At 71.2% G+C, this 19938-nt stretch carries 21 protein-coding genes; 8 read left to right on the top strand and 13 right to left on the bottom strand.

All coding sequences use genetic code 11. From position 1 onward, the window contains the following. The first annotated feature begins 210 nt into the window (after window positions 1-210). Both IF01_RS42085 and IF01_RS44115 read left to right on the top strand, forming a co-directional pair. On the top strand, window positions 211-735 hold the full coding sequence (locus IF01_RS42085) for an ATP-binding protein (RefSeq protein WP_051755776.1): 525 nt from the start codon (window positions 211-213) through the stop codon (window positions 733-735). Window positions 736-769: 34 nt separating this feature from the next. Then, window positions 770-1741, top strand: a complete 972-nt coding sequence (locus tag IF01_RS44115) for a porphobilinogen synthase (RefSeq protein ID WP_051755777.1) — start codon at window positions 770-772, stop codon at window positions 1739-1741. On the opposite strand, the gene hemC is transcribed toward IF01_RS44115, so the two are convergent. Further along, a complete protein-coding gene (gene hemC / locus IF01_RS0120630) occupies window positions 1702-2664 on the bottom strand; it encodes a hydroxymethylbilane synthase (protein ID WP_030394941.1) in 963 nt (320 codons plus the stop codon). The two genes, IF01_RS44115 and hemC, sit on opposite strands and share 40 nt — an antisense overlap. Window positions 2665-3027: 363 nt before the next feature. On the opposite strand from hemC, the gene IF01_RS0120635 reads away from it, so the two are divergent. Together IF01_RS0120635 and IF01_RS44120 are read left to right on the top strand one after the other, a co-directional pair. Continuing rightward, a complete protein-coding gene (locus IF01_RS0120635) occupies window positions 3028-3459 on the top strand; it encodes an NUDIX hydrolase (protein WP_030394942.1) in 432 nt (143 codons plus the stop codon). A 139-nt stretch (window positions 3460-3598) separates the two neighbouring features. Then, window positions 3599-4462: a helix-turn-helix domain-containing protein gene (locus IF01_RS44120; protein ID WP_078880143.1), complete on the top strand. Its 864-nt coding sequence runs from the start codon at window positions 3599-3601 to the stop codon at window positions 4460-4462. A 312-nt stretch (window positions 4463-4774) separates the two neighbouring features. Here the strand turns inward: IF01_RS44120 and IF01_RS0120645 are convergent, their stop codons facing one another. The 8 genes from IF01_RS0120645 to IF01_RS0120680 are packed head-to-tail and all read right to left on the bottom strand — an operon-like array spanning window position 4775 to window position 11574. Then, window positions 4775-5152, bottom strand: coding sequence for a metal-sulfur cluster assembly factor (locus IF01_RS0120645; protein ID WP_078880144.1), 378 nt, complete (start codon window positions 5150-5152; stop codon window positions 4775-4777). Between the two features lie 23 nt (window positions 5153-5175). Continuing rightward, on the bottom strand, window positions 5176-5625 hold the full coding sequence (gene sufU / locus IF01_RS0120650; RefSeq protein ID WP_030394945.1) for a Fe-S cluster assembly sulfur transfer protein SufU: 450 nt from the start codon (window positions 5623-5625) through the stop codon (window positions 5176-5178). Between the two features lie 17 nt (window positions 5626-5642). Beyond that, window positions 5643-6890 carry a cysteine desulfurase gene (locus IF01_RS0120655; RefSeq protein WP_030394946.1) on the bottom strand — a complete coding sequence of 416 codons (1248 nt, stop codon included), beginning with the start codon at window positions 6888-6890 and terminating at the stop codon, window positions 5643-5645. A 26-nt stretch (window positions 6891-6916) separates the two neighbouring features. Next, complete coding sequence (sufC, locus tag IF01_RS0120660) at window positions 6917-7681, bottom strand: Fe-S cluster assembly ATPase SufC (protein ID WP_030394947.1); 765 nt, start codon at window positions 7679-7681, stop codon at window positions 6917-6919. A 6-nt stretch (window positions 7682-7687) separates the two neighbouring features. Then, the gene (locus tag IF01_RS0120665) at window positions 7688-8005 is read right to left on the bottom strand and encodes a bifunctional 3-phenylpropionate/cinnamic acid dioxygenase ferredoxin subunit (protein WP_030394948.1); all 318 of its coding nucleotides are present in this window, start codon (window positions 8003-8005) and stop codon (window positions 7688-7690) included. 5 nt (window positions 8006-8010) lie between these two features. Next, window positions 8011-9243, bottom strand: a complete 1233-nt coding sequence (sufD, locus tag IF01_RS0120670) for a Fe-S cluster assembly protein SufD (RefSeq protein ID WP_030394949.1) — start codon at window positions 9241-9243, stop codon at window positions 8011-8013. 60 nt (window positions 9244-9303) lie between these two features. Next, entirely contained in the window at window positions 9304-10719 is a 1416-nt protein-coding gene (gene sufB, locus IF01_RS0120675; RefSeq protein WP_030394950.1) for a Fe-S cluster assembly protein SufB, read from the bottom strand. Between the two features lie 9 nt (window positions 10720-10728). Next, window positions 10729-11574 carry a helix-turn-helix transcriptional regulator gene (locus IF01_RS0120680; RefSeq protein WP_051741072.1) on the bottom strand — a complete coding sequence of 282 codons (846 nt, stop codon included), beginning with the start codon at window positions 11572-11574 and terminating at the stop codon, window positions 10729-10731. Window positions 11575-11738: 164 nt separating this feature from the next. On the opposite strand from IF01_RS0120680, the gene IF01_RS0120685 reads away from it, so the two are divergent. Together IF01_RS0120685 and IF01_RS0120690 are read left to right on the top strand one after the other, a co-directional pair. After that, complete coding sequence (locus tag IF01_RS0120685; protein WP_030394952.1) at window positions 11739-12665, top strand: ABC transporter ATP-binding protein; 927 nt, start codon at window positions 11739-11741, stop codon at window positions 12663-12665. A gap of 41 nt (window positions 12666-12706) precedes the next feature. Then, window positions 12707-13426: an ABC transporter permease gene (locus IF01_RS0120690; protein ID WP_051741328.1), complete on the top strand. Its 720-nt coding sequence runs from the start codon at window positions 12707-12709 to the stop codon at window positions 13424-13426. A gap of 94 nt (window positions 13427-13520) precedes the next feature. On the opposite strand, the gene IF01_RS0120695 is transcribed toward IF01_RS0120690, so the two are convergent. Both IF01_RS0120695 and IF01_RS0120700 read right to left on the bottom strand, forming a co-directional pair. Further along, window positions 13521-14270 (bottom strand): LAETG motif-containing sortase-dependent surface protein, encoded by a 750-nt coding sequence (locus IF01_RS0120695; RefSeq protein WP_037780468.1) that lies wholly within the window; start codon window positions 14268-14270, stop codon window positions 13521-13523. Between the two features lie 343 nt (window positions 14271-14613). Continuing rightward, the gene (locus IF01_RS0120700; RefSeq protein WP_030394955.1) at window positions 14614-16020 is read right to left on the bottom strand and encodes a choice-of-anchor A family protein; all 1407 of its coding nucleotides are present in this window, start codon (window positions 16018-16020) and stop codon (window positions 14614-14616) included. A 252-nt stretch (window positions 16021-16272) separates the two neighbouring features. Here IF01_RS0120700 and IF01_RS0120705 point away from each other — a divergent pair, with 252 nt between their 5' ends. Continuing rightward, a complete protein-coding gene (locus tag IF01_RS0120705; RefSeq protein WP_037780471.1) occupies window positions 16273-17259 on the top strand; it encodes a COX15/CtaA family protein in 987 nt (328 codons plus the stop codon). Between the two features lie 95 nt (window positions 17260-17354). Here IF01_RS0120705 and IF01_RS0120710 read toward each other — a convergent pair whose 3' ends face one another. Beyond that, complete coding sequence (locus IF01_RS0120710; protein ID WP_030394957.1) at window positions 17355-17693, bottom strand: hypothetical protein; 339 nt, start codon at window positions 17691-17693, stop codon at window positions 17355-17357. Window positions 17694-17765: 72 nt separating this feature from the next. Here IF01_RS0120710 and IF01_RS0120715 point away from each other — a divergent pair, with 72 nt between their 5' ends. Next, complete coding sequence (locus IF01_RS0120715; RefSeq protein WP_030394958.1) at window positions 17766-18407, top strand: DUF2461 domain-containing protein; 642 nt, start codon at window positions 17766-17768, stop codon at window positions 18405-18407. 81 nt (window positions 18408-18488) lie between these two features. Here the strand turns inward: IF01_RS0120715 and IF01_RS0120720 are convergent, their stop codons facing one another. Then, window positions 18489-19430: a heme o synthase gene (locus tag IF01_RS0120720; protein ID WP_030394959.1), complete on the bottom strand. Its 942-nt coding sequence runs from the start codon at window positions 19428-19430 to the stop codon at window positions 18489-18491. Window positions 19431-19938 lie beyond the last annotated feature (508 nt).

The raw sequence follows: 19938 nt of genomic DNA on the forward strand, positions 1-19938 counted from the left end.
CAAGCCTTTGACTGACTGGTGCCCGATCCTGGCCCCCCGAAGCGGCCCCCCGTGCGAGAAATGCACCCCCTACTGGCACCACCGGTGGCTTTACGGACAGTAGTTGACTGTGTACCAGCCAAGCGGATGGCCGGGCGAGGTCCGTCCTTCCCTCCGCACGGCACCCCCAAGCCCCGGCTCCGGCCTGACGCCCCGAAGGGTTCCTTCGACATGCGCGTGTGCAGCAGCAGCTTCTTCCTGGTCCACGACCCCGCCTCCGTCCCCGTCAGCCGCCAGCGGCTCGGCCGGCTGATCAAACAGTGGGGCGTCCGCACGGACAACGACAGCAGCCTGGCCATGAACACCGTGATCTCGGAACTCGTCACCAACGCGGTGCGGCACACCACCGGAGCGATGCTCACCGTCGGGGTGCACGCCAACCTCGACCTGCGGCGCCTGATCATCGAGGTCTACGACGACTCGCAGGCCCTGCCCCGCCACCACGCTTCGGGCCCGGACGCGGAGACCGGCCGGGGCATGTTCCTGGTCGAGCGCCTGGCCCTCGCCCACGGGGCCGAGCACACCGCACGGGGCAAGAAGGTCTGGGCCGAGGTCGCCCTGCCCGAACAGCCGCTCACCCGGCGCCGGCTTCTCGTCCACCCCCGTCGGGCGGCCCGCGCGGTGGCCCGCCGCCTGTCCGGCCCGCGCCGCCCGCCGATACACCCGCCCGCCCCGGCTGCCTCCCGCGCCCGCTGACCCGGGCGCCCGTAGCCACGATCGAGAGGACGACATGACCACCACCCAGCACCACGCCGCGCTCACGGAGACCGCCCGGCTTCACGGCCGGGCCGCCGTCCGCAGCTTCCTGGACGGCCCTTCGCTCACAGCGGCCGACCTGTCGATGGTCCTGCTCGTCCGCGAGGACAGCGAGGACTCCGACCGGCCGATGCCGACCGTCACGGTGGCCGAGATCCCGCAGACGGTGCGCGACCTCGCCACCCTCGGCATCCGCTCGGTGAAGGTGTTCGCCAACAGCTTGCACCGCGACGCAGATGCGTCCGGCGCCGTCGCACCGGACAGCCTGATGGTCCGGGCCATCCACGCCGCCAAGGGCGCCGAGCCGGGCATCGCGGTGATGACCGAGAACTGCCTGTGCGGCCACACCGACACCGGCGAGTGCCACCTGACCAGCAGTGGCCGGATCGACTTGGGCGGCACAGCGGCGATGATCGCCGCCCAGGCCGTCCTCCAGGCGCGAGCCGGCGCCGACATCGTGGGACCGGCCGCGATGATCCGGGGCACCACCGCCTGCGTGCGAGCGGCTCTGGACGAGAACGGCCACCGCGACGTGGCGACCATGCCGCACCTGATCTTCGACTCCGCCCTCTACGAGGGCTACCGGGCCACCATGCGGGCCACCCCCGCCTCCGGTGCCCACCGGCCGTTCCAGATCAGCCCGCGCCAGCCGGAGACAGCGGTGGACACCGGCCTGGCCTTCGTCGGTGAGGGAGCGGACATGCTGCTGCTGGAGCCGGGGATGCTCTCGGTGGACGTGCTCACCACCCTCAAGCAGAAGACGTCGGCGCCGCTGATGCCGTTCTCCGTCTCCGGCGAGTACACCCGGCTCGCACCTCTCGACCCGGGCACCGGGCGGCGGGACTTCCGTCCGTTGCTGGAGCTGTTCACGATGCTCAAGCGCTCGGGTGCCGAGCGGATCATCACCTATGCCGCTGCCGACCTCGCGCGATTGCTGACCGGCTGAGCGGCCGGGCGGATCTCCGACAGGATCGCCTCGGCGCCCTGGTCCAGGAGAATGCCGGCCACCTGGATGCCCAACTTCTCCGGCTCCGAGACGGGACCGGAGGAGCGGGCCTCGACCTGCTCCGTCCCGTCCAGGGAGGTGACCTGCGCGTGCAGCGACAGCGTCTCGCCGTCGGCCCTCGCGTAGGCACCGACCGGCACCGAGCACCCGCCGTGCAGCTCGCCGAGCATCGCACGCTCGGCCCGAACCTCCGCGTCCACCACCAGGTCGCCGGTGTCCGCCAGGATCTCGTGCGCCAGCTCGTTGTCCTCGCGGATCTGGATCCCGAGCGCCCCCTGACCGGGGCTCGGAGGGAACTGGTCGAGCGGCAGCAGCTCGCCGATCGCGTCGTCCATGCCGAGTCGCACCAGCCCGGCCGCTGCCAGCACGACGCCGTCGAGGTTCATCGTCTTGAGCTTGTTCAGCCGAGGCGGCACGTTTCCACGAATCGGCACGAAGACCAGGTCCGGGCGGACGTGCAGCAACTGGGCGATCCGGCGGGCCGCAGAGGTGCCGACCCGGGCGCCCCGCGGCAGGCCGGCCAGCGTCGAGCCGCACAGGGCGTCCCGCACGTCCTCGCGGCCGGGCGGGGGCAGCAGCACCAGGCCGGGCGGGCTACCGGTCGGCAGGTCCTTCAGCGAGTGGACGACCACGTCCACCTCGCCCCGCACCAACGCGGCTTCCTGCTCAGTGGAGAACGCGGAGCCACCGGACAGGGCCGACACCTGCGACAGGGCCGTCTTCCGGTCCCGGTCCCCGCCTTCAAGAATCACCTGGTGGCGGAACTCGACGTCGGGGAAGCGCTCCCGCAGCGGCGCCAGGAACTCCTTGACCTGCGCTCGTGCGAGGTGACTGGCCCGCGATCCGACAATCAGCTTCCGCATTCCCGAACTCCCGGCACCTGAAGAGATGTTGACCGGATGCTACTCGAACACCGGCCCACCTTTTTCCGACGGTTTGTCGGAGTCGTGATTGGAGAGATCGAATGCCGCCCAACCGCAGCACGATCCGCATCGGCGCCCGCGACCTGATCGACGTCATCGCAGATTGAACGCGCCGACCGGACCGGCTTCGTCCACGAGCGGGCGATCTCGGCCGTGCTCGACCGCCAGGTGTCACGACCGACAGCGCCGGTGAACTCGGCGCACGGCCGCGTGCAGCGCGTCCTTGACCATCGGCCAGTCGTTGCACTTGTGGCAAGCTTCTCCGCTCACCGCCCCACGCCACCGAACAGGAAGCAGGCCACCGTGCAGCACCGCGTCCGCGCCGTTCTCCTCACCCCGAACAACACCATGCTGCTGATCAAGCGCCTCCGCCCCGGCGTCGACCCGTACTGGGTGATCGTCGGCGGCAAGATCGAGCCGACCGACGCCAGCCCCGAGGAGGCCCTGCTGCGCGAGGTCCGCGAGGAGATCGCGGGCGAGGCTGAGGTCGTCAGCCTCCTCCACACCATCGAAACCGGGGACGAGCGCCAGGACTTCTACCTCGCCACCGTCGAGAAGTGGAGCTTCGAGGACCGCACCGGGCCCGAGTTCAGCGAGGAAGGCCGAGGTGAGTACCTCCTGCAGGAGATCCCCCTCACCGGCGAAGCCATCGGCGCGATCAACCTCCTGCCCCAGGAGATCGCCGTGGTTCTCCACGAGGCCGTCGAACGTGGCGAACTCCTCGCCGCCAGGTAGCCGCTGTGGCCTCACTGGGTGCCAGAAACGCCTCACGGTGCGTCAAATACCGTGATACGTTCCGTACTCAAAGTGAAAAAGGCGACCCCGGCGGTGCTACCAACACCCCGGGGTCCGGCAACAGGAGCTATCACTCCCGATGCGCGTCCATCGTAGCGCCCACGTGCGCAACTTCACCGTGCTGCCCAACGCCGTCCTGCAGTACCGACGGCTCTCCTACACCGCCCGTGGCCTGCTCGCGGACCTCCTCTCCCGCCCCGACGGCTGGCGGGAGGACGGTCGCCACATGGCTGACTCCAGCCCGCAGGGGCGCGGCGCGATCCGCAAGGCCCTGAAGGAGCTGACCGACGCGGGCTACTACCGCGTCGAGAAGATCCGGATGCCGGACGGCACCATCCGCACCGAGACCCACGTGTACGACACGCCTTGGTCCTCGCCGGATGCCACCCGTCCGGCACCCGGTGGAGCGGGCACCGGGCACACTGACAGCCCTCCTCCTAAGAACCGGCGCAAAGAACCCTCCCTCCCCGCGAGTTCGGCCGACGACGGCAAGGCCGCAGAGGTCCGCGAAGCCGTGGCCACCCTGTTCCGCGTGATCCGGCCCGAACCACGCCTGCGCCTGGGCGAGGCCGAGGCCGCCGAACTCGCGCCCCTGGTCGCACAGTGGCTGGAGCGCGGAGCGACCCGGACCGACCTCGCTCACGCCTTGCTGCCGGGCCTGCCCGTCCCGATGCACTCGGCGGCGGCCGTCATCCGCTACCGGCTGGAGCACAAGATGCCGCCCGCCCGGCCCACCGCACTGCCACCGGCCCGGTACGCCGAGTGCGCCAAGTGCCACGACCCCGTGCCCCGACCGGGCATCTGTCGCCCGTGCTCCGGCCTGACCACCCTCACACCCCCGCCCGGGAAGGCGGCAGAGGCGGCAGCTGCAGGTGCCGCCCGAGTCCGAACCGCCCTGCACTCAGCGCTGGCCGGTGGACGGCCTGCTCACATCGCCGCCTGACACACGCTGTCCCACCGGTGCGAAGGGGCCGGCAGGACGGGGACTGTCGCTTCCGGCAGGTGCGTCGCTTCGGCTGCATGCTGCCGGCGAGTGCTTCCTCCTGCTGCATCAGCACCGCGTGCCGCCCGGCCGGGCGGCACGCGGCCGGGCCCGGGGTGGGCACCTGCCGGGAGGCGGGTGGGGGGTGGACGGTGGGGAACGGCGGTAGAGCTGCTCAACGACCGAGATCACACGCGGGTGCACCCCGGAAACGCCGCTGCCGCGCGAACCTTGCGGTTCGCGCGGCAGCGGGTCGACGATCGACTCAGGGCCTCAGACGTTGAAGCCCAGGGCGCGGAGCTGGTCGCGGCCCTCGTCGGTGATCTTGTCGGGGCCCCACGGCGGCATCCAGACCCAGTTGATCCGCAGGTCCTTGACCAGGCCGTCGGTGGCGGTCCTGGCCTGGTCCTCGATCACGTCCGTCAGCGGGCAGGCCGCCGAGGTGAGGGTCATGTCGATGGTGGCCACATCGGCGTCGTCGATGTGGACGCCGTAGATCAGGCCCAGGTTGACGACGTCGATGCCCAGTTCGGGGTCGACGACGTCCATCAGGGCCTCGACGAGGTCCTCGACGGCGACGGTGCCGGCGCTGGTGCCGACCGGGCCGGCCGGGGTGGTCTCCTCCGCGGGGGAGGTGGTCTCTTCGGTCATGGCGGGTGTCCTCCTCTGCGGTGTCAGTCGGTGGCGGGGTGCTCGGCGAGGGCCTTGGCGGTGGCGTCCTTCCAGGCCATCCAGCTGAGCAGGGCGCACTTGACCCGGGCCGGGTACTTGGAGACGCCGGCGAACGCGACCGCGTCCTCCAGCACCTCCTCGTCGCCCTCGCCCTGGCCCTTGCTCTGCATCAGCTCCAGGAAGGCCTCCTGGACCGCCTGGGCCTCGCCCACGGTCTTGCCGACCACCAGGTCGTTCAGCACCGAGGCGCTGGCCTGGCTGATCGAGCAGCCCTGGGACTCGTAGGAGACGTCGACAACGGTGGAGCCGTCGAGCTTCACCCGCAGGGTGATCTCGTCGCCGCACGTCGGGTTGACGTGGTGCACCTCGGCGTCACCGTCCCGCAGCCCCTTGCCGTGCGGGTTGCGGTAGTGGTCCAGGATGATGTCCTGGTACATCGAGTCGAGCTTCATGGTCGCGTGCCCCGTCCTCAGCCGAAGAAGTTCCGGACGTGGTGGAGGCCCTCCACGAGCGCGTCGACCTCGCCCGGCGTCGAGTACAGGTAGAACGACGCCCGCGTGGTCGCAGGAATTCCGTACCGCAGGCAGACCGGCCGCGCGCAGTGGTGGCCGACGCGCACGGCGATGCCCTGCTCGTCCAGCACCTGGCCCACGTCGTGCGGGTGGATGTCGCCCAGCGTGAACGAGATCGCCGCACCGCGGTCGACGGCCGTGCGCGGGCCGATGATCCGCAGGTCCGGGACCTCCAGCAGCCGCTCGAGCGCGTACTCGGTGATGGCGTGCTCGTGGGCGGCGATCCGCTCCATGCCGATGCCGGTCAGGTAGTCGACGGCCGCGCCCAGCCCGACCGCCTGGGCGATCGGCGGGGTGCCGGCCTCGAACTTGTGCGGCGCCGGGGCGTAGGTGGACGAGCCCATGGTGACGGTCTCGATCATCTCGCCGCCGCCGAGGAACGGCGGGAGGTCCTCCAGCAGCTCCTGGCGGCCCCAGAGCACGCCGATGCCGGTCGGCGCCAGCATCTTGTGGCCGGTGAAGGCGACGAAGTCGGCCTCCAGCGCCTGGACGTCCAGCACCATGTGCGGCGCGGCCTGCGAGGCGTCGATCACGACCAGCGCGCCGACCGACTGGGCCTTGCGCACGATGGCTTCGACCGGGTTGACGGTGCCCAGCAGGTTGGAGACCAGGGTGAAGGAGACCACCTTGGTCTTCTCGGTGATCAGCTCGTCGATGTTGGACAGGTCGAGCCGGCCCTCGTCGGTCAGCCCGAACCACTTCAGCTTCGCGCCGGTGCGCTGCGAGAGCAGCTGCCACGGGACGATGTTGGAGTGGTGCTCCATCTCCGTGATGACGATCTCGGACTCGGCGTCCACCCGGTACGGCTCGTCCGCCCAGGTCAGCATGTTGGCGACCAGGTTGAGCGACTCGGAGGCGTTCTTGGTGAACACCACCTCGTTGCGGCTCGGCGCGTTGACGAAAGCCGCGACCTTGTCCCGGGCGCCCTCGTACAGCGCCGTGGCCTCCTCGGCGAGCACGTGCACGCCGCGGTGGACGTTGGCGTTGTGCCGCTCGTAGTAGGCGTTCAGGGCGTCGAGCACCTGGCGGGGCTTCTGCGAGGTGGCCGCGTTGTCCAGGTAGACCAGCGGCTTGCCGTCGTGCAGCAGCCGCTGCAGGACCGGGAAGTCCTTGCGGATCGCGTCGGTGTCGAGCAGGCCCGACAGGACCGCCGACTCGTGCGTGGAAGAGGTCACTCGGACGCGCCACCCTTCACATAGGCCTCGTAGCCCTCCGCCTCCAGCTTGTCGGCCAGCTCGGCACCGCCGGACTCGACGATGCGGCCGCCCGCGAAGACGTGGACGTGGTCGGGCTTGATGTACCGCAGGATGCGGGTGTAGTGGGTGACCAGGAGGGTGCCCACCTCCCCGGTGGAACGGACCCGGTTGATGCCCTCGGAGACGACCCGCAGCGCGTCGACGTCCAGGCCGGAGTCGGTCTCGTCGAGGATCGCGACCTTGGGCTTGAGCAGCTCCAGCTGGAGGATCTCGTGGCGCTTCTTCTCGCCGCCGGAGAAGCCCTCGTTGACGTTGCGCTCGGCGAAGGCCGGGTCCATCTGGAGGGCGGCCATCGCCTCCTTGACCTCCTTCACCCACAGCCGCAGCTTGGGGGCCTCGCCGCGGACGGCGGTGGCGGCGGTGCGCAGGAAGTTGGAGACCGAGACGCCGGGGACCTCGACCGGGTACTGCATGGCCAGGAAGACGCCGGCCCGGGCGCGCTCGTCGACGGACATCTCCAGGACGTCCTCGCCGTCCAGCAGCACCGAGCCGCCGGTGACGGTGTACTTGGGGTGACCGGCCAGGGAGTAGGCCAGGGTGGACTTGCCGGAGCCGTTCGGACCCATGATGGCGTGGGTCTCGCCCTGCTTCACGGTCAGGTCGACGCCCTTCAGGATCTCCCGGGGACCGTTCTCGGCCTCGACGGAGACGTGCAGGTCGCGGATTTCAAGGGTAGCCATGTGTACTCAGGACTCCTGGTTGACGGAGACGAGCACATCGTCCCCTTCGATCTTTACGGGGTAGACAGCGACCGGCCGGGTGGCGGGCAGGCCGGAGGGCTTGCCGGTGCGCAGGTCGAAGCTGGAGCCGTGCAGCCAGCACTCGATCATGCAGTCCTCGACCTCGCCCTCGGACAGCGAGACGTTCGCGTGCGAGCAGATGTCGTTGACCGCGAACACCCCCTCGTCGGTGCGGACGACGGCGACCGGTACGCCGTTGAGGTCGACGCGCTTGGGCACGTCCTCAGCCAGTTCGCTCAGCGCACAGGCGCGAAGGAAGCTCATGGGTGTCAGACCGCCGCTTCCAGCTCGGCCTCGATCTTCTCCATGAGGTGGTCCTGGATCTCGGCGACGCCGATCTGCTGGACCAGTTCGGCGAAGAAGCCGCGCACCACCAGGCGGCGGGCCTCGTCGGCCGGGATGCCGCGCGAGCGCAGGTAGAAGAGCTGCTCGTCGTCGAAGCGGCCGGTGGCGGAGGCGTGGCCGGCGCCGACGATCTCGCCGGTCTCGATCTCCAGGTTCGGCACCGAGTCGACCCGGGCGCCGTCGGTGAGCACCAGGTTGCGGTTGAGCTCGTAGGTGTCGGTGCCCTCGGCGGCGGCGCGGATCAGCACGTCGCCGATCCACACCGCGTGCGCGTCCTGGCCCTGCAGCGCGCCCTTGTAGACGACGTTGGAGCGGCAGTGCGGGGTGTCGTGGTCGATGACCAGACGGTGCTCGAGGTGCTGGCCGGCGTCGGCGAAGTAGAGGCCGAGCAGCTCGGCCTCGCCACCGGGGGCGGCGTAGTTGACCCGCGGGTGGATCCGGACCACGTCGCCGCCGAAGGTGACGACGACGGACTTCAGCGAGGCGTCGCGGCCGACCAGCGCGGTCTGCTGGGCGACGTGGACCGCGTCGCGCTCCCAGTCCTGGACCGAGACGAAGGTCAGCTTGGCGCCGTCGCCGACCAGCAGCTCGACGTTGGCGGCCCGGGTGCCGGTGCCGGTGTGGTTGATCACCACGACGGCCTCGGCGAACGGCTTGACGTCGACGACCACGTGCGCGAAGCGGGTGCCGCCCTCGCCGTGCACGTCGATCCGCACCGGTTCGGTGATGACCGTCTCCTTGGGGACGGTGACCACGAGCGCCTGCTCGAAGGCGCTGAACGCCTGCGCGGCGACCCGGTCGACCGGCTTGCCGGCCTTGCCGAGGCGGGCGTCGTCACGGCCGACGGTCTCGGCGGTGACCCCCTCGGGCAGGCTCAGCTCGACCTTGTCCTCGCCCTTGTCGGCGGTCGCGGCGGTGCCGTCGTGCAGGCCGCCGAGGCGGTGCAGCGGGGTGAACCGCCAGTCCTCCTCGCGGCCGGTGGGCACCGGGAAGTCCGCGACGTCGAAGGACGGCGCGACCGCGACGCGCGCGTCGATCGGCTGCCGGACACTGTCCCGACCGGTGCCGGGACCGGCGAGCTGGGCGCCGGCACCGGCGGTGCCGACCTCGATCGAACCGGCGGTGGTGGAGCCGGAGTTGTTCTGGACGTCAGCCATGGCTGTTCGTTGTGCTCTCTTCCTCAAAAAAGTGTCGATGGACGGCGGGCGGCCGGCGGGTCAGCCGACGGAGCCCTCCATCTGCAGCTCGATCAGCCGGTTCAGCTCCAGCGCGTACTCCATCGGCAGCTCGCGCGCGATCGGCTCGACGAAGCCGCGGACGATCATCGCCATGGCCTCGAACTCGGTCATGCCGCGGCTCATCAGGTAGAAGAGCTGGTCCTCGCTGACCTTGGAGACGGTCGCCTCGTGGCCCATGGACACGTCGTCCTCGCGGACGTCCACGTAGGGGTAGGTGTCCGAGCGGGAGATGGTGTCGACCAGCAGCGCGTCGCAGAGCACGTTGGACTTGGCGCCCTTGGAGCCCTCGCCGATCTCGATCAGACCCCGGTAGGAGGTCCGGCCGCCGCCGCGCGCCACCGACTTGGAGACGATGTTGGAGGAGGTGTTCGGCGCCATGTGGACCATCTTGGCGCCGGCGTCCTGGTGCTGGCCCTCGCCGGCGAAGGCGATCGACAGGGTCTCGCCCTTGGCGTGCTCGCCCATCAGGTAGACGGCCGGGTACTTCATGGTGACCTTGGAGCCGATGTTGCCGTCGACCCACTCCATGGTCGCGCCCTCGTACGCCACGGCGCGCTTGGTGACCAGGTTGTAGACGTTGTTCGACCAGTTCTGGATGGTCGTGTAGCGGCAGCGGCCGCCCTTCTTGACGATGATCTCCACGACCGCCGAGTGCAGCGAGTCCGAGGAGTAGATCGGCGCGGTGCAGCCCTCGACGTAGTGGACGTAGGCGTCCTCGTCGACGATGATCAGCGTCCGCTCGAACTGGCCCATGTTCTCGGTGTTGATCCGGAAGTAGGCCTGGAGCGGGATGTCGACGTGGACACCCTTCGGCACGTAGATGAAGGAGCCGCCGGACCACACGGCCGTGTTCAGCGCGGCGAACTTGTTGTCACCGGTCGGGATGACGGTGCCGAAGTACTCGTGGAAGAGCTCCGGGTGCTCCTTGAGCGCGGTGTCGGTGTCCAGGAAGATGACACCCTGCTCCTCCAGGTCCTCGCGGATCTGGTGGTAGACGACCTCGGACTCGTACTGGGCGGCGACACCGGCGACCAGGCGCTGCTTCTCCGCCTCCGGGATGCCCAGCTTGTCGTAGGTGGCCTTGATGTCCGCGGGCAGGTCCTCCCAGGACTCGGCCTGCTTCTCGGTGGAGCGGACGAAGTACTTGATGTTGTCGAAGTCGATGCCGGAGAGGTCGGAGCCCCAGGTCGGCATGGGCTTCTTGCCGAACAGCTTCAGGCCCTTGAGACGCAGGTTCAGCATCCACTCGGACTCGTTCTTCTTCGCCGAGATGTCGCGGACCACGTCCTCGCTGAGCCCACGCTTGGCCCCGGCGCCGGCGACGTCCGGGTCGGCCCAGCCGTACTCGTAGTTGCCCAGGCCGTCGAGCTCGGGGTGCGAAACGGTGTCAGTCATGCGAGCTTCCTAACGCGCGGACGCTGAATCATCGGTGGACGTACCGGCAGTCGGCGCGGCATCGGTGTCCCGGCCCGCGGCGGAGCGCAGGGCGGGCGACGATGCGGCACCGGGTGCCGGCACATAGGTCGTGCAGACCCCGTCGCCGTGGGCGATGGTGGCCAGCCGTTGCACATGGGTGCCCAGCAACTGGGAGAAGACCTCGGTCTCCGCCTCGCAGAGCTGCGGGAACTGCTCGGCGATGTGCGCGACCGGGCAGTGGTGCTGGCAGAGCTGCGCGCCCGCCGGGGCCTGGGCCGCGGCAGACGGGACCCGCCGCACCGTGGCAGCGTACCCGTCGGCACTGAGCGCCTGGGCCAGTGCCTCGGTGCGCTCGCCCGCTCCGGCGGAGCTGAGGGCCTCGCCGTACTTCTCCGCCTGCCGGCCGAACCGGGCCCGGGCGAAGGCGGCGACCGCCTCCTCCCCGGCCTTGCCGCCGCCGACCGCGTCGGAGATCCAGCGCAGGGCGTCGGCGGCGAGCTGGTCGTACGCCTGGTAGAAGGCGTCGCGACCACCGTCGGTCAGGGCGAAGACCTTGGCCGGACGGCCCCGGCCGCGGCTGCCGTAGACCCGCTGCTCGCGGGACTCGACCAGGCCGGCGGCGGTCAGGCCGTCCAGGTGACGGCGGACGGCCGCGGTGGTCAGACCGAGCCGGCTCGCCAGGTCGGCGGCGGAGGAGGGACCGTGGTCCAGGATCGACCGGGCGACCCGGTCCCGGGTGGCCCGGTGGCCGTCCAGCAGCACCTCTGCCGCCGTCGCGGGCACGGCGCAGCCGGGGGCCGACTCGGCCTCCTGCTGCGTGGAGTGCTCGCGCATGTTTTTCACAACACCAGTGTTGCGTAATTCCTTCCGACAGGACAAGCCGTGACCCAGGCCTCACCCGTGGCATCTGTCACGCAGGTTAGCCTTACCTGACCTGCGGAAATGATCACCAAACCCGGTGTCGGGGCCATCCGTTGGCCCCTCTTAGACTCACAGGCATGCAATCCGAACCCGCGGTCCAGATCACCGGGCTGGTCAAGCGCTACGGCGAGAAGACCGCGGTGGACGGTCTCGACCTGCGCATCGACCGGGGCACCGTCACCGCCGTCCTCGGCCCGAACGGCGCCGGGAAGACCACCACCGTCGAGACCTGCGAGGGCTACCGCCGCCCCGACGCCGGCACCGTCCGGGTGCTCGGCCTCGACCCGGTCGCGCAGAACGCCGAGCTGCGCCCCCGGATCGGCGTGATGCTCCAGTCCGGCGGCGTGTACGCGGGCGCCCGCGCCGTCGAGATGCTCCGGCACACCGCGAAGCTGCACGCCGACCCGCTGGACGTCGACGCGCTGGTCGAACGGCTCGGCCTGGGCTCCTGCGGCCGCACCACCTACCGCCGCCTCTCCGGCGGCCAGCAGCAGCGGCTCGCCCTGGCGATGGCCGTGGTCGGCCGCCCCGAACTGGTCTTCCTGGACGAGCCCACCGCCGGACTCGACCCGCAGGCCCGCCGCGCCACCTGGGAGCTGGTCCGCGACCTGCGCCGGGACGGCGTCACCGTGGTCGTCACCACCCACCACATGGACGAGGCCGAGCAGCTCGCCGACCGGGTCGCGATCGTCGACCGGGGCCGGGTGATCGCCGGCGGCACCCCGGAGGAGCTGTGCCGCGGCGGCGCCGAGTCGAGCGTGCGCTTCGACGGCCCGCCCGGGCTCGACCTCACCACCCTGCTCAAGGAGCTGCCCGAGGGCGCCACCGCCGCCGAGCCCTCCCCCGGGAGCTACCGCATCGAGGCGCCGGTCGACCCCCAGCTGCTCGCCGCCGTCACCGCCTGGTGCGCGGCCACCGGCATCCTCCCGGAGCGGCTCGCGGTGCAGCGCCGCAGCCTCGAAGACGTCTTCCTCGACCTGACCGGACGGGACCTGCGCTCGTGACCGACTACTCCCCCCGTCCCGGAGCGGCGCCGGTCGGCCGGATGCTGCTGGCCCAGACGGCGTTCGAGACCCGGATGCTGCTGCGCAACGGCGAGCAGCTGCTGCTCACCGTGGTCATCCCGACCGTGCTGCTGGTGCTCTTCTCCGCGGTGGACATCGTCGCCGTCGAGGGGCCCGGCAAGCGGGTCGACTTCCTCGCGCCGGGACTGCTCGCGCTGGCCGTGATGTCGACGGCCTTCACCGGGCAGGCCATCGCCACCGGCTTCGAGCGCCGCTACGGCGTGCTGAAGCGGCTGGGCGCCAGCCCGCTGCCGCGCTGGGCGCTGCTGACCGCCAAGACCGGCTGCGTCCTGGTCACCGAGGCGCTCCAGGTGGCGCTGCTGTCGGTGATCGCGCTGGCCCTCGGCTGGTCGCCGCAGGGCAACCCCTTGACCGTAACCGCCCTGCTGGTGCTCGGCACCGCCGCCTTCTCCGGGCTCGGCCTGCTGATGGCCGGCACGCTGAAGGCGGAGGCGACGCTGGCGGCCGCCAACCTGGTCTTCGTGCTGCTGCTGCTCGCGGGCGGGGTGGTCGTGCCGCTGTCGAAGTTCCCGGCGGCGGCGCAGTCCGTCCTGGAGCTGCTGCCGATCGCCGCGCTGTCGGACGGTCTGCGCTCGGTGCTCCAGGACGGCGCCGGGGTGCCGTGGGCCGACCTCGGCCTGCTGGGCGGCTGGGCCGTGCTCGGCCTCGCCGCCGCCGCGCGCTTCTTCCGCTGGGAGTAGCCCGGCCGCGTGACACGACACGACGGCCCCCCGGTCCATCAGGACCGGGGGGCCGTCGGCGTTGCTACCGCCTCGGTGCGCGAGGCGCCGCAGCTCAGCCCTGGTCGCCGCCGCGACGACGGCGGGCGAGCAGGACGAGCGCGCCGCCGAGGAGCACGACACCGCCGCCGACGGCCGCGATGACCGGGGTGGCGTCGCTGCTACCGGTCGCGGCCAGCGCCGGGCCGGCCGGGGTCGGCGAGGAGGTCTTCGGCGGGACGGGCGCGGCGGTCGACGGGGTGGCCGTCGGCGTGGCCGGCCGGCTCGGCGTCACGGTCGGGGTGACCGGGGGCGGGGTCGGCGTCACCGTCGCGGTGGGGCTCGGCGTCGGCGTCACCGTCGCGGTGGGAGTCGGGGTGGGCGTCACCGTCGCCGTCGGGGTCGGCGTCGGGGTGACGGTCGGGGTGGGGGTCGGAGTGGGCGTCGGGGTCGCGCAGACCTCGATCGTCTTCGTCTCCGTCTTGTTCCAGTCCGCGTTCTTCGGGTCCTCGGTGGTGGTCACCACCAGCGTGGCCTTGATCGGCGCGCTGTGGTCCTTCACCGGGAAGGTCTGCTTGAAGGTCTTGCCGAACTCCTTCTGGTCCAGCACCTTCTCGCCGTCGACGGTCAGGCTGACGGCGTTCTTGACGCCCGCCTTGTCGCTGTAGTTGGCGAGGTCGATCACGATCTTGTCGCAGGTGACCTGCCAGGTCGGGACGTGGGCCGAGGCACTGGTCGCCAGCGCCACCGGCAGCAGGACGGCCGCCACGGCCGTTCCCGCGATCGCCGCACTGCCGATGCCTATCTGCCGCCGCTGTCGCGCCATTTCGTAGTTCCCTCCGAACGGTCTTGTGCAGCAGGCGCATTGAGTGGAACAGCGGTGGGCCCGCTACGACTGTCCGGGGGACTCTACCGGCAGCCCCCTACCGCTCCACACCCCGCTGCACGTCCGGATTTCGACTTTCCGGTGACATCCGGATGTGCTTCGGCGCCCGCGCAGGCCCGTCAGCTCGGGCAATGGCGCTGCCACCGACCCGAATGGACACGGTCAGGGTGGCCGAAAGACTGCACCCCTGGTGATCATTTTCGATCACCAGGGGTGCCTGAAGGAGCAAAACGGGTCATGCCCCTTCAACCGGTACGGAGCGGACCGCCACGGGTCGCACGGGTCAGACCCGGCCGGCCGCCTTGCGCCGACGCGCGACCACGACCAGCGCGCCACCGGCGGCGAGGGCCAGGCCACCGGCGATCGTCAGCGGCACGACCGGGCCGGAGCCGGTGTGGGCGAGGCCGCCCTCGGTGACGGCACCGGCCGACCGGCTCGCCGAGGCGCCCGGCACGGCAGCCGAGGCGGAGGCGCTCGCGGACGGGCTCGCCGACCCGCTCGCGCTCGGCCTGGCGGTGGCCGGGACGGACGGGCTGCCCGAGGCGCCCGGGGTCACCGAGGGCGCCGGGGTGCCGGTCGTGCCGGGGGTGGTCGGCGGCGTGCTCGGGGTCCCGGTGGAGCCCGGCGTGCTCGGGGTGACGCTCGCCGACGGCGTACCGGTCGGCGGCACCACCGGCGGCGTGGTGGGCGGGGTGCTCGGCGTCGTGGGCGGCGTCGTCGGCGGGGTGGTGGGCGGCGTGGTCGGCAGGCAGCCGGTGAAGGGGTAGTGGTGCGTCTCCGCACCGCCCTTGCCGGTCAGCGACTTGACGATGACCGAGCCGTTCACCGGGGCCGCCGAGCCCAGGTCGAACGCCGCGTTCGGCGCCAGCACGGTGCCGGACCAGGCGGCCTGGCTGTTCTTGACCACCTTGGTGGCGGTCGGGAAGTTCCAGAGCAGCTTGGAGCGGATCGCCCCGCCGTGCGCGCTCTGCAGCTTGTCGTCCAGGACGTAGGACTTCTTGCCCTCGTCCCAGAGGAAGAAGCCGGTGGTCTTCGCGGCCGCCATGTCGTAGGAGTCGCCGGTGACGGTGACCACGGTGACCGAGCCGGCCGGCACCTTCACGAAGATCCCGGTGGCACCCTGGAGCGCGGCGGCGGAGACGGTGAAGCTGTTGAAGGCGGCGTCGCCGCTGGTGAGGTAGAGCTCCTTGCCCTTGGCCTCGACCGTGGCGCCGGCGGTCTGCGGCGTGCCGGCCAGGGTGGTGGACACGGCGCGGACCCGGGCGAACTCGGCGGCGAAGTCGATCGGCGACTTGCCCTGGCCGACCGTGCCCTGGTGGGCCTGGATCACGGCGCCCTCGGCCTTGGAGCCGTAGACGCCGTTGCCCTTCATCACCTGGGTGTTGTGGCCGGTCAGCTTGCCGGCGACGACCAGGGCGTTGCCGCCCGGCAGCGCCTTGACCTGCTCGGGGGTCAGCTCCTGGCCGACCGAGAAGCCGCCGGTGAAGTCGGCGTTGCCACCGACCGCCACCGCACCCTCGGCGTCCGGCGTATGGGTGTCGTCACCCTCGACGAACTCCCCGTAGAGGTTGGCGACCCCGAGGTTCAGGCACTGGGTCGGGGCGGCCTGGGCGGCGGCCGGGGCGACGAGCCCGGCCAGAACGAAGGATCCGCCGAGCGCGAGCGCTGCGGCGGGAACGGATATGCGCATGTGCAGGATCTCCGCTTGCGTGCGGGGGTGTGGGAGGGGTCCGGAAAAAGGTATGGACCAAACCGCACTCTTTCGGCCATGTAGGCAATTGGTCAAGACCAATGACTGCATTGACCGAATGATCCGCTTTGCCCCGTCATGCCCCTGATGGATTTGCCGCCAAGTCGACACCGGGAGCCCAGCGCCGCGTGCCGACCCGCGCCCGCCCCCACGCCCGCCCCCGCCCCAAGATCGGCTGTAAGGCCGCATACCATGGACGCCGTGCCTAACACCACCCCCTTCTCCCTGCTCGCCGAGCGCTGGCAGCCCTCCGCCGCCATGGTCAAGCGCGCCGCGTTCGCCGCGCTGGTGATGAGCGTGGTGATCGTCGTGACCGGCGGTGCCGTCCGCCTCACCGCCTCCGGCCTCGGCTGCACCACCTGGCCGCGCTGCACCGACGAGAGCCTCACCCCGACCGCCGAGATGGGCTTCCACGGCGTCGTGGAGTTCACCAACCGGATGCTCACCTATGTACTGAGCGCCGCCGTCGGCTGGGCGATCGTCGCCGCGCGCTGCGCGCGGCCCCGGCGGCGCGGCCTGACCAAGCTCGGCTGGGCCCAGTTCTGGCTGGTGATGAGCAACGCCGTACTCGGCGGCATCACCGTACTGACCGGCCTCAACCCGTACACGGTGGCGCTGCACCTGATCGCCGCGATGGCCCTGGTCTGGGTCGCGACCCTGATGTGGGAGCGGTCCAAGGAGGGGGACGGCCCGGCCCGGCCGCTGGTGGCCGAGCCGATCAAGCGGCTCTCCTACGCCCTGGTCGGCGTGATCGGCCTGCTGGTGGCCGCCGGCACCCTGGTCACCGGCGCCGGCCACCACCCCGGGACGCCCAAGGACAACAAGATGGTCCCGCGGATCCCACTGGACTACGACCGCCTCGCCCAGGCCCACGCCGACCTGGCCTTCCTCTCGATCGGCCTCTCGATCGCGGTGGTCTTCGTGTTCGCCGCCGTCAAGGCCCCGCCGGCCGCCCGGGCCCGGGCCCGCGAGCTGCTGGTCGGCCTGCTGCTCCAGGGCGTGATCGGCTTCGTCCAGTACTTCACCGACGTCCCGGAGCTGCTGGTCGGCCTGCACATGCTGGGCGCCACCCTGATCTGGATCGCCGCCCTGCGCATCCCGCTCGCCCTGCGCGCCCGCGAGGACGCCCCGGCCCAGGACGCACCGCCCGCCCGCACCCCCGAGCCCGCGACCGCCTGACCCCGGCACCCCCGGCACCTCTCGGGCCACGTCACACGCAGTAGGGCCCCGGTCTCCAGCGACCGGGGCCCTGCTGCGTGTGACAGGGGGCGGGCTCAGCCGCCGATCTGGATGCCGGCCATCCGCTTCCACTCGTACGCGCCGGTGCGCACCTTCAGGCCGAGTTCGCCCTCGAAGTTCTCGTGCAGGGTGACCCCGGCCAGCTCGGCGGCCCGGCGGCCGACCGCGTAGCTGGGCGCGACCTGGTCGCCCCAGGCGCCGTCGGCGCCGACCACGACGATCCGGGTGGCGACCGCGCCGACGTACTCGACGACGCCGTCGGCGCTGCCGCCGTGCGCCGCGGCGAAGGCGGTCAGGTGCTTGGCGATGCGCTTGGCACGACGCTCGGCACGGGCGTCCGGCGCGGCGGGGGTGGCGGTCTCTGCGCTGCTCATGCCCGCATGCTACCGAGCGGTAGGAGAGCTGGCGACGGGAGCGCCGTGTGCACCGGGCCACATACTGGTGGGGTGACCTTCGACGGCTGGCCGGCCGAGGCGCTCGACTTCTACGAGCACCTCGAGGCCGACAACTCCAAGACCTTCTGGCAGTCCCACAAGAACCGGTACGAGCAGGCCGTCCGGGAGCCGATGGAACGGCTGCTGGACGAGCTGGAACCCGAGTTCGGGCCCGGCAGGATCTTCCGGCCCAACCGCGACGTGCGGTTCAGCGCCGACAAGTCCCCGTACAAGACGCACATCGGCGCCCATCTGGCGGCCGGTGGCTACGTCCAGCTCTCCGCCGACGGCCTGGCCTGCGGCAACGGGCTGTACCGGCTCGCCCCCGACCAGCTGGACCGCTACCGGACCGCGGTCGCCGAGGACGTCTCCGGCGCCGAGCTGGAGCGGGTGGCCGACCGGGTCCGCCGGGCCGGGCCGGAGGTGGTCGGCCGGGACTCGCTGAAGTCCGCCCCGCGCGGCTACCCCAAGGACCACCCGCGGATCGGACTGCTCCGCCACAAGGGGCTGATCGCCTGGCAGGAGTGGGCCCCCGAGCCCTGGCTGGGCACCCGCGCCGCGTACGAGCGGATCACCGGGTTCCTGCGCGCCTCGCAGCCGCTCAAGGACTGGCTGGACGGCCACGTCGGCCCCTCCGAGCTGCCCGACCGCTAGGGCCTGTCCGCCCCGCCGCCAGGAACGCGAAGGGCCCCGGTCGACTCGACCGGGGCCCTTCCTCACATCTGCGTCACCGCGTCACTTCACGAACGGGTCCACCGCGATCACCACGAACAGCAGCGTCAGATAGGTGATCGACCAGTGGAACAGCCGCATCTCCTTCAGCTTGGCGCCGACCACACCGGACTTCGCCCGCCCGTACAGCGCGTGCGCCTCCTTCAGCCAGAAGGCGCCCAGCACCACCGCGGCGGCCGGGTACAGCCAGCTGGTGTCGGCCAGCGGCCACAGCAGCAGCGAGACCCCCACCATCACCCAGGAGTAGGCGACGATCTGCTTGGCCACCGCCAGGTTGCCCTTGATCACCGGCAGCATCGGCACCCCGGCCCGGGCGTAGTCCTCACGGACCTTCATCGACAGCGGCCAGTAGTGCGGCGGCGTCCAGAAGAAGATCACCAGGAACAGCACCAGCGCCGACCAGGAGAGCGAGTTGGTGATCGCGGCCCAGCCGACGAAGACCGGCATGCAGCCGGCGATGCCGCCCCAGACGATGTTCTGCGCGGTGCGGCGCTTCAGCCCCAGCGTGTAGACGAACACATAGAAGAGGAGTGCGCCCAGCGCCAGCGCCGAGGACAGCCAGTTGACCAGGACGCCCAGCCAGACCGTCGACAGGACGCCGAGCGCGATGCCGAACACCAGCGCCTCGCGCGGCGACACCATGCCGGTGACGATCGGGCGGCGCTCGGTGCGGGACATCACCGCGTCGATGTCGCGGTCGATGTACATGTTGAGGGCGTTGGCGCCACCCGCCGAGAGGTAACCGCCGATGACCACCTTCAGCACCAGCAGGAGGTTCGGCACCCCGCGCTCCGCCAGGAACATCACCGGCACCGTGGTGATCAGCAGCAGCTCGATGATCCGCGGTTTGGTCAGTGCGACGAAGGCGCCGGCACGGGCCCCGAACGGCCGGTGCGCAGGCGTCGCCCCGGTGACCCCGGCGGGACGGGATTCGACGGCGGTCACTAACACCCCAACTGAAGATGAATCCTCACAGGCGGCCACCGGAACGTTGTTCCCGAATCGTCCGCTCTGCGCGTACCACGCCACCTTAGACGCTCCATATCTCCCCACCGGCCCCGGGGTGCCCCGGCGGGGCGGAACGCACACCCCCGGGTGAACCCCCGCCGCCCCGACCAGGAACGTTGTCCGCGACGCCGCTCCCGGGCCCGCCCGGACCGCCGGTCCCCCGTCCCGCGCGCCGGAGAGGCGAACCGGACGGATCCGGGCGAGGGTGGACAAAGGGACCGGGCCTCCGGTCGCACGGTCGTCCACGAAATGTCCGGGGAATGACTGCCAACATGCCTGGGTTGTCCCACCACGGAGGGTGAGCCCCGGGCCGGACGGTAGGCTCGCCCACAGAAGCGGGATCTACCCTCCGTGACCGGCACCACCCAGCGTCCGGCCCCAGCGACGTGGCCGACCCGGTCCCTCACGGGGTCACTCTTCACAACGGAAGGAGCCCTGAGACAGG

This window comes from Kitasatospora purpeofusca (genome assembly GCF_000718025.1).
Classification (GTDB): Bacteria; Actinomycetota; Actinomycetes; order Streptomycetales; family Streptomycetaceae; genus Kitasatospora; species Kitasatospora purpeofusca.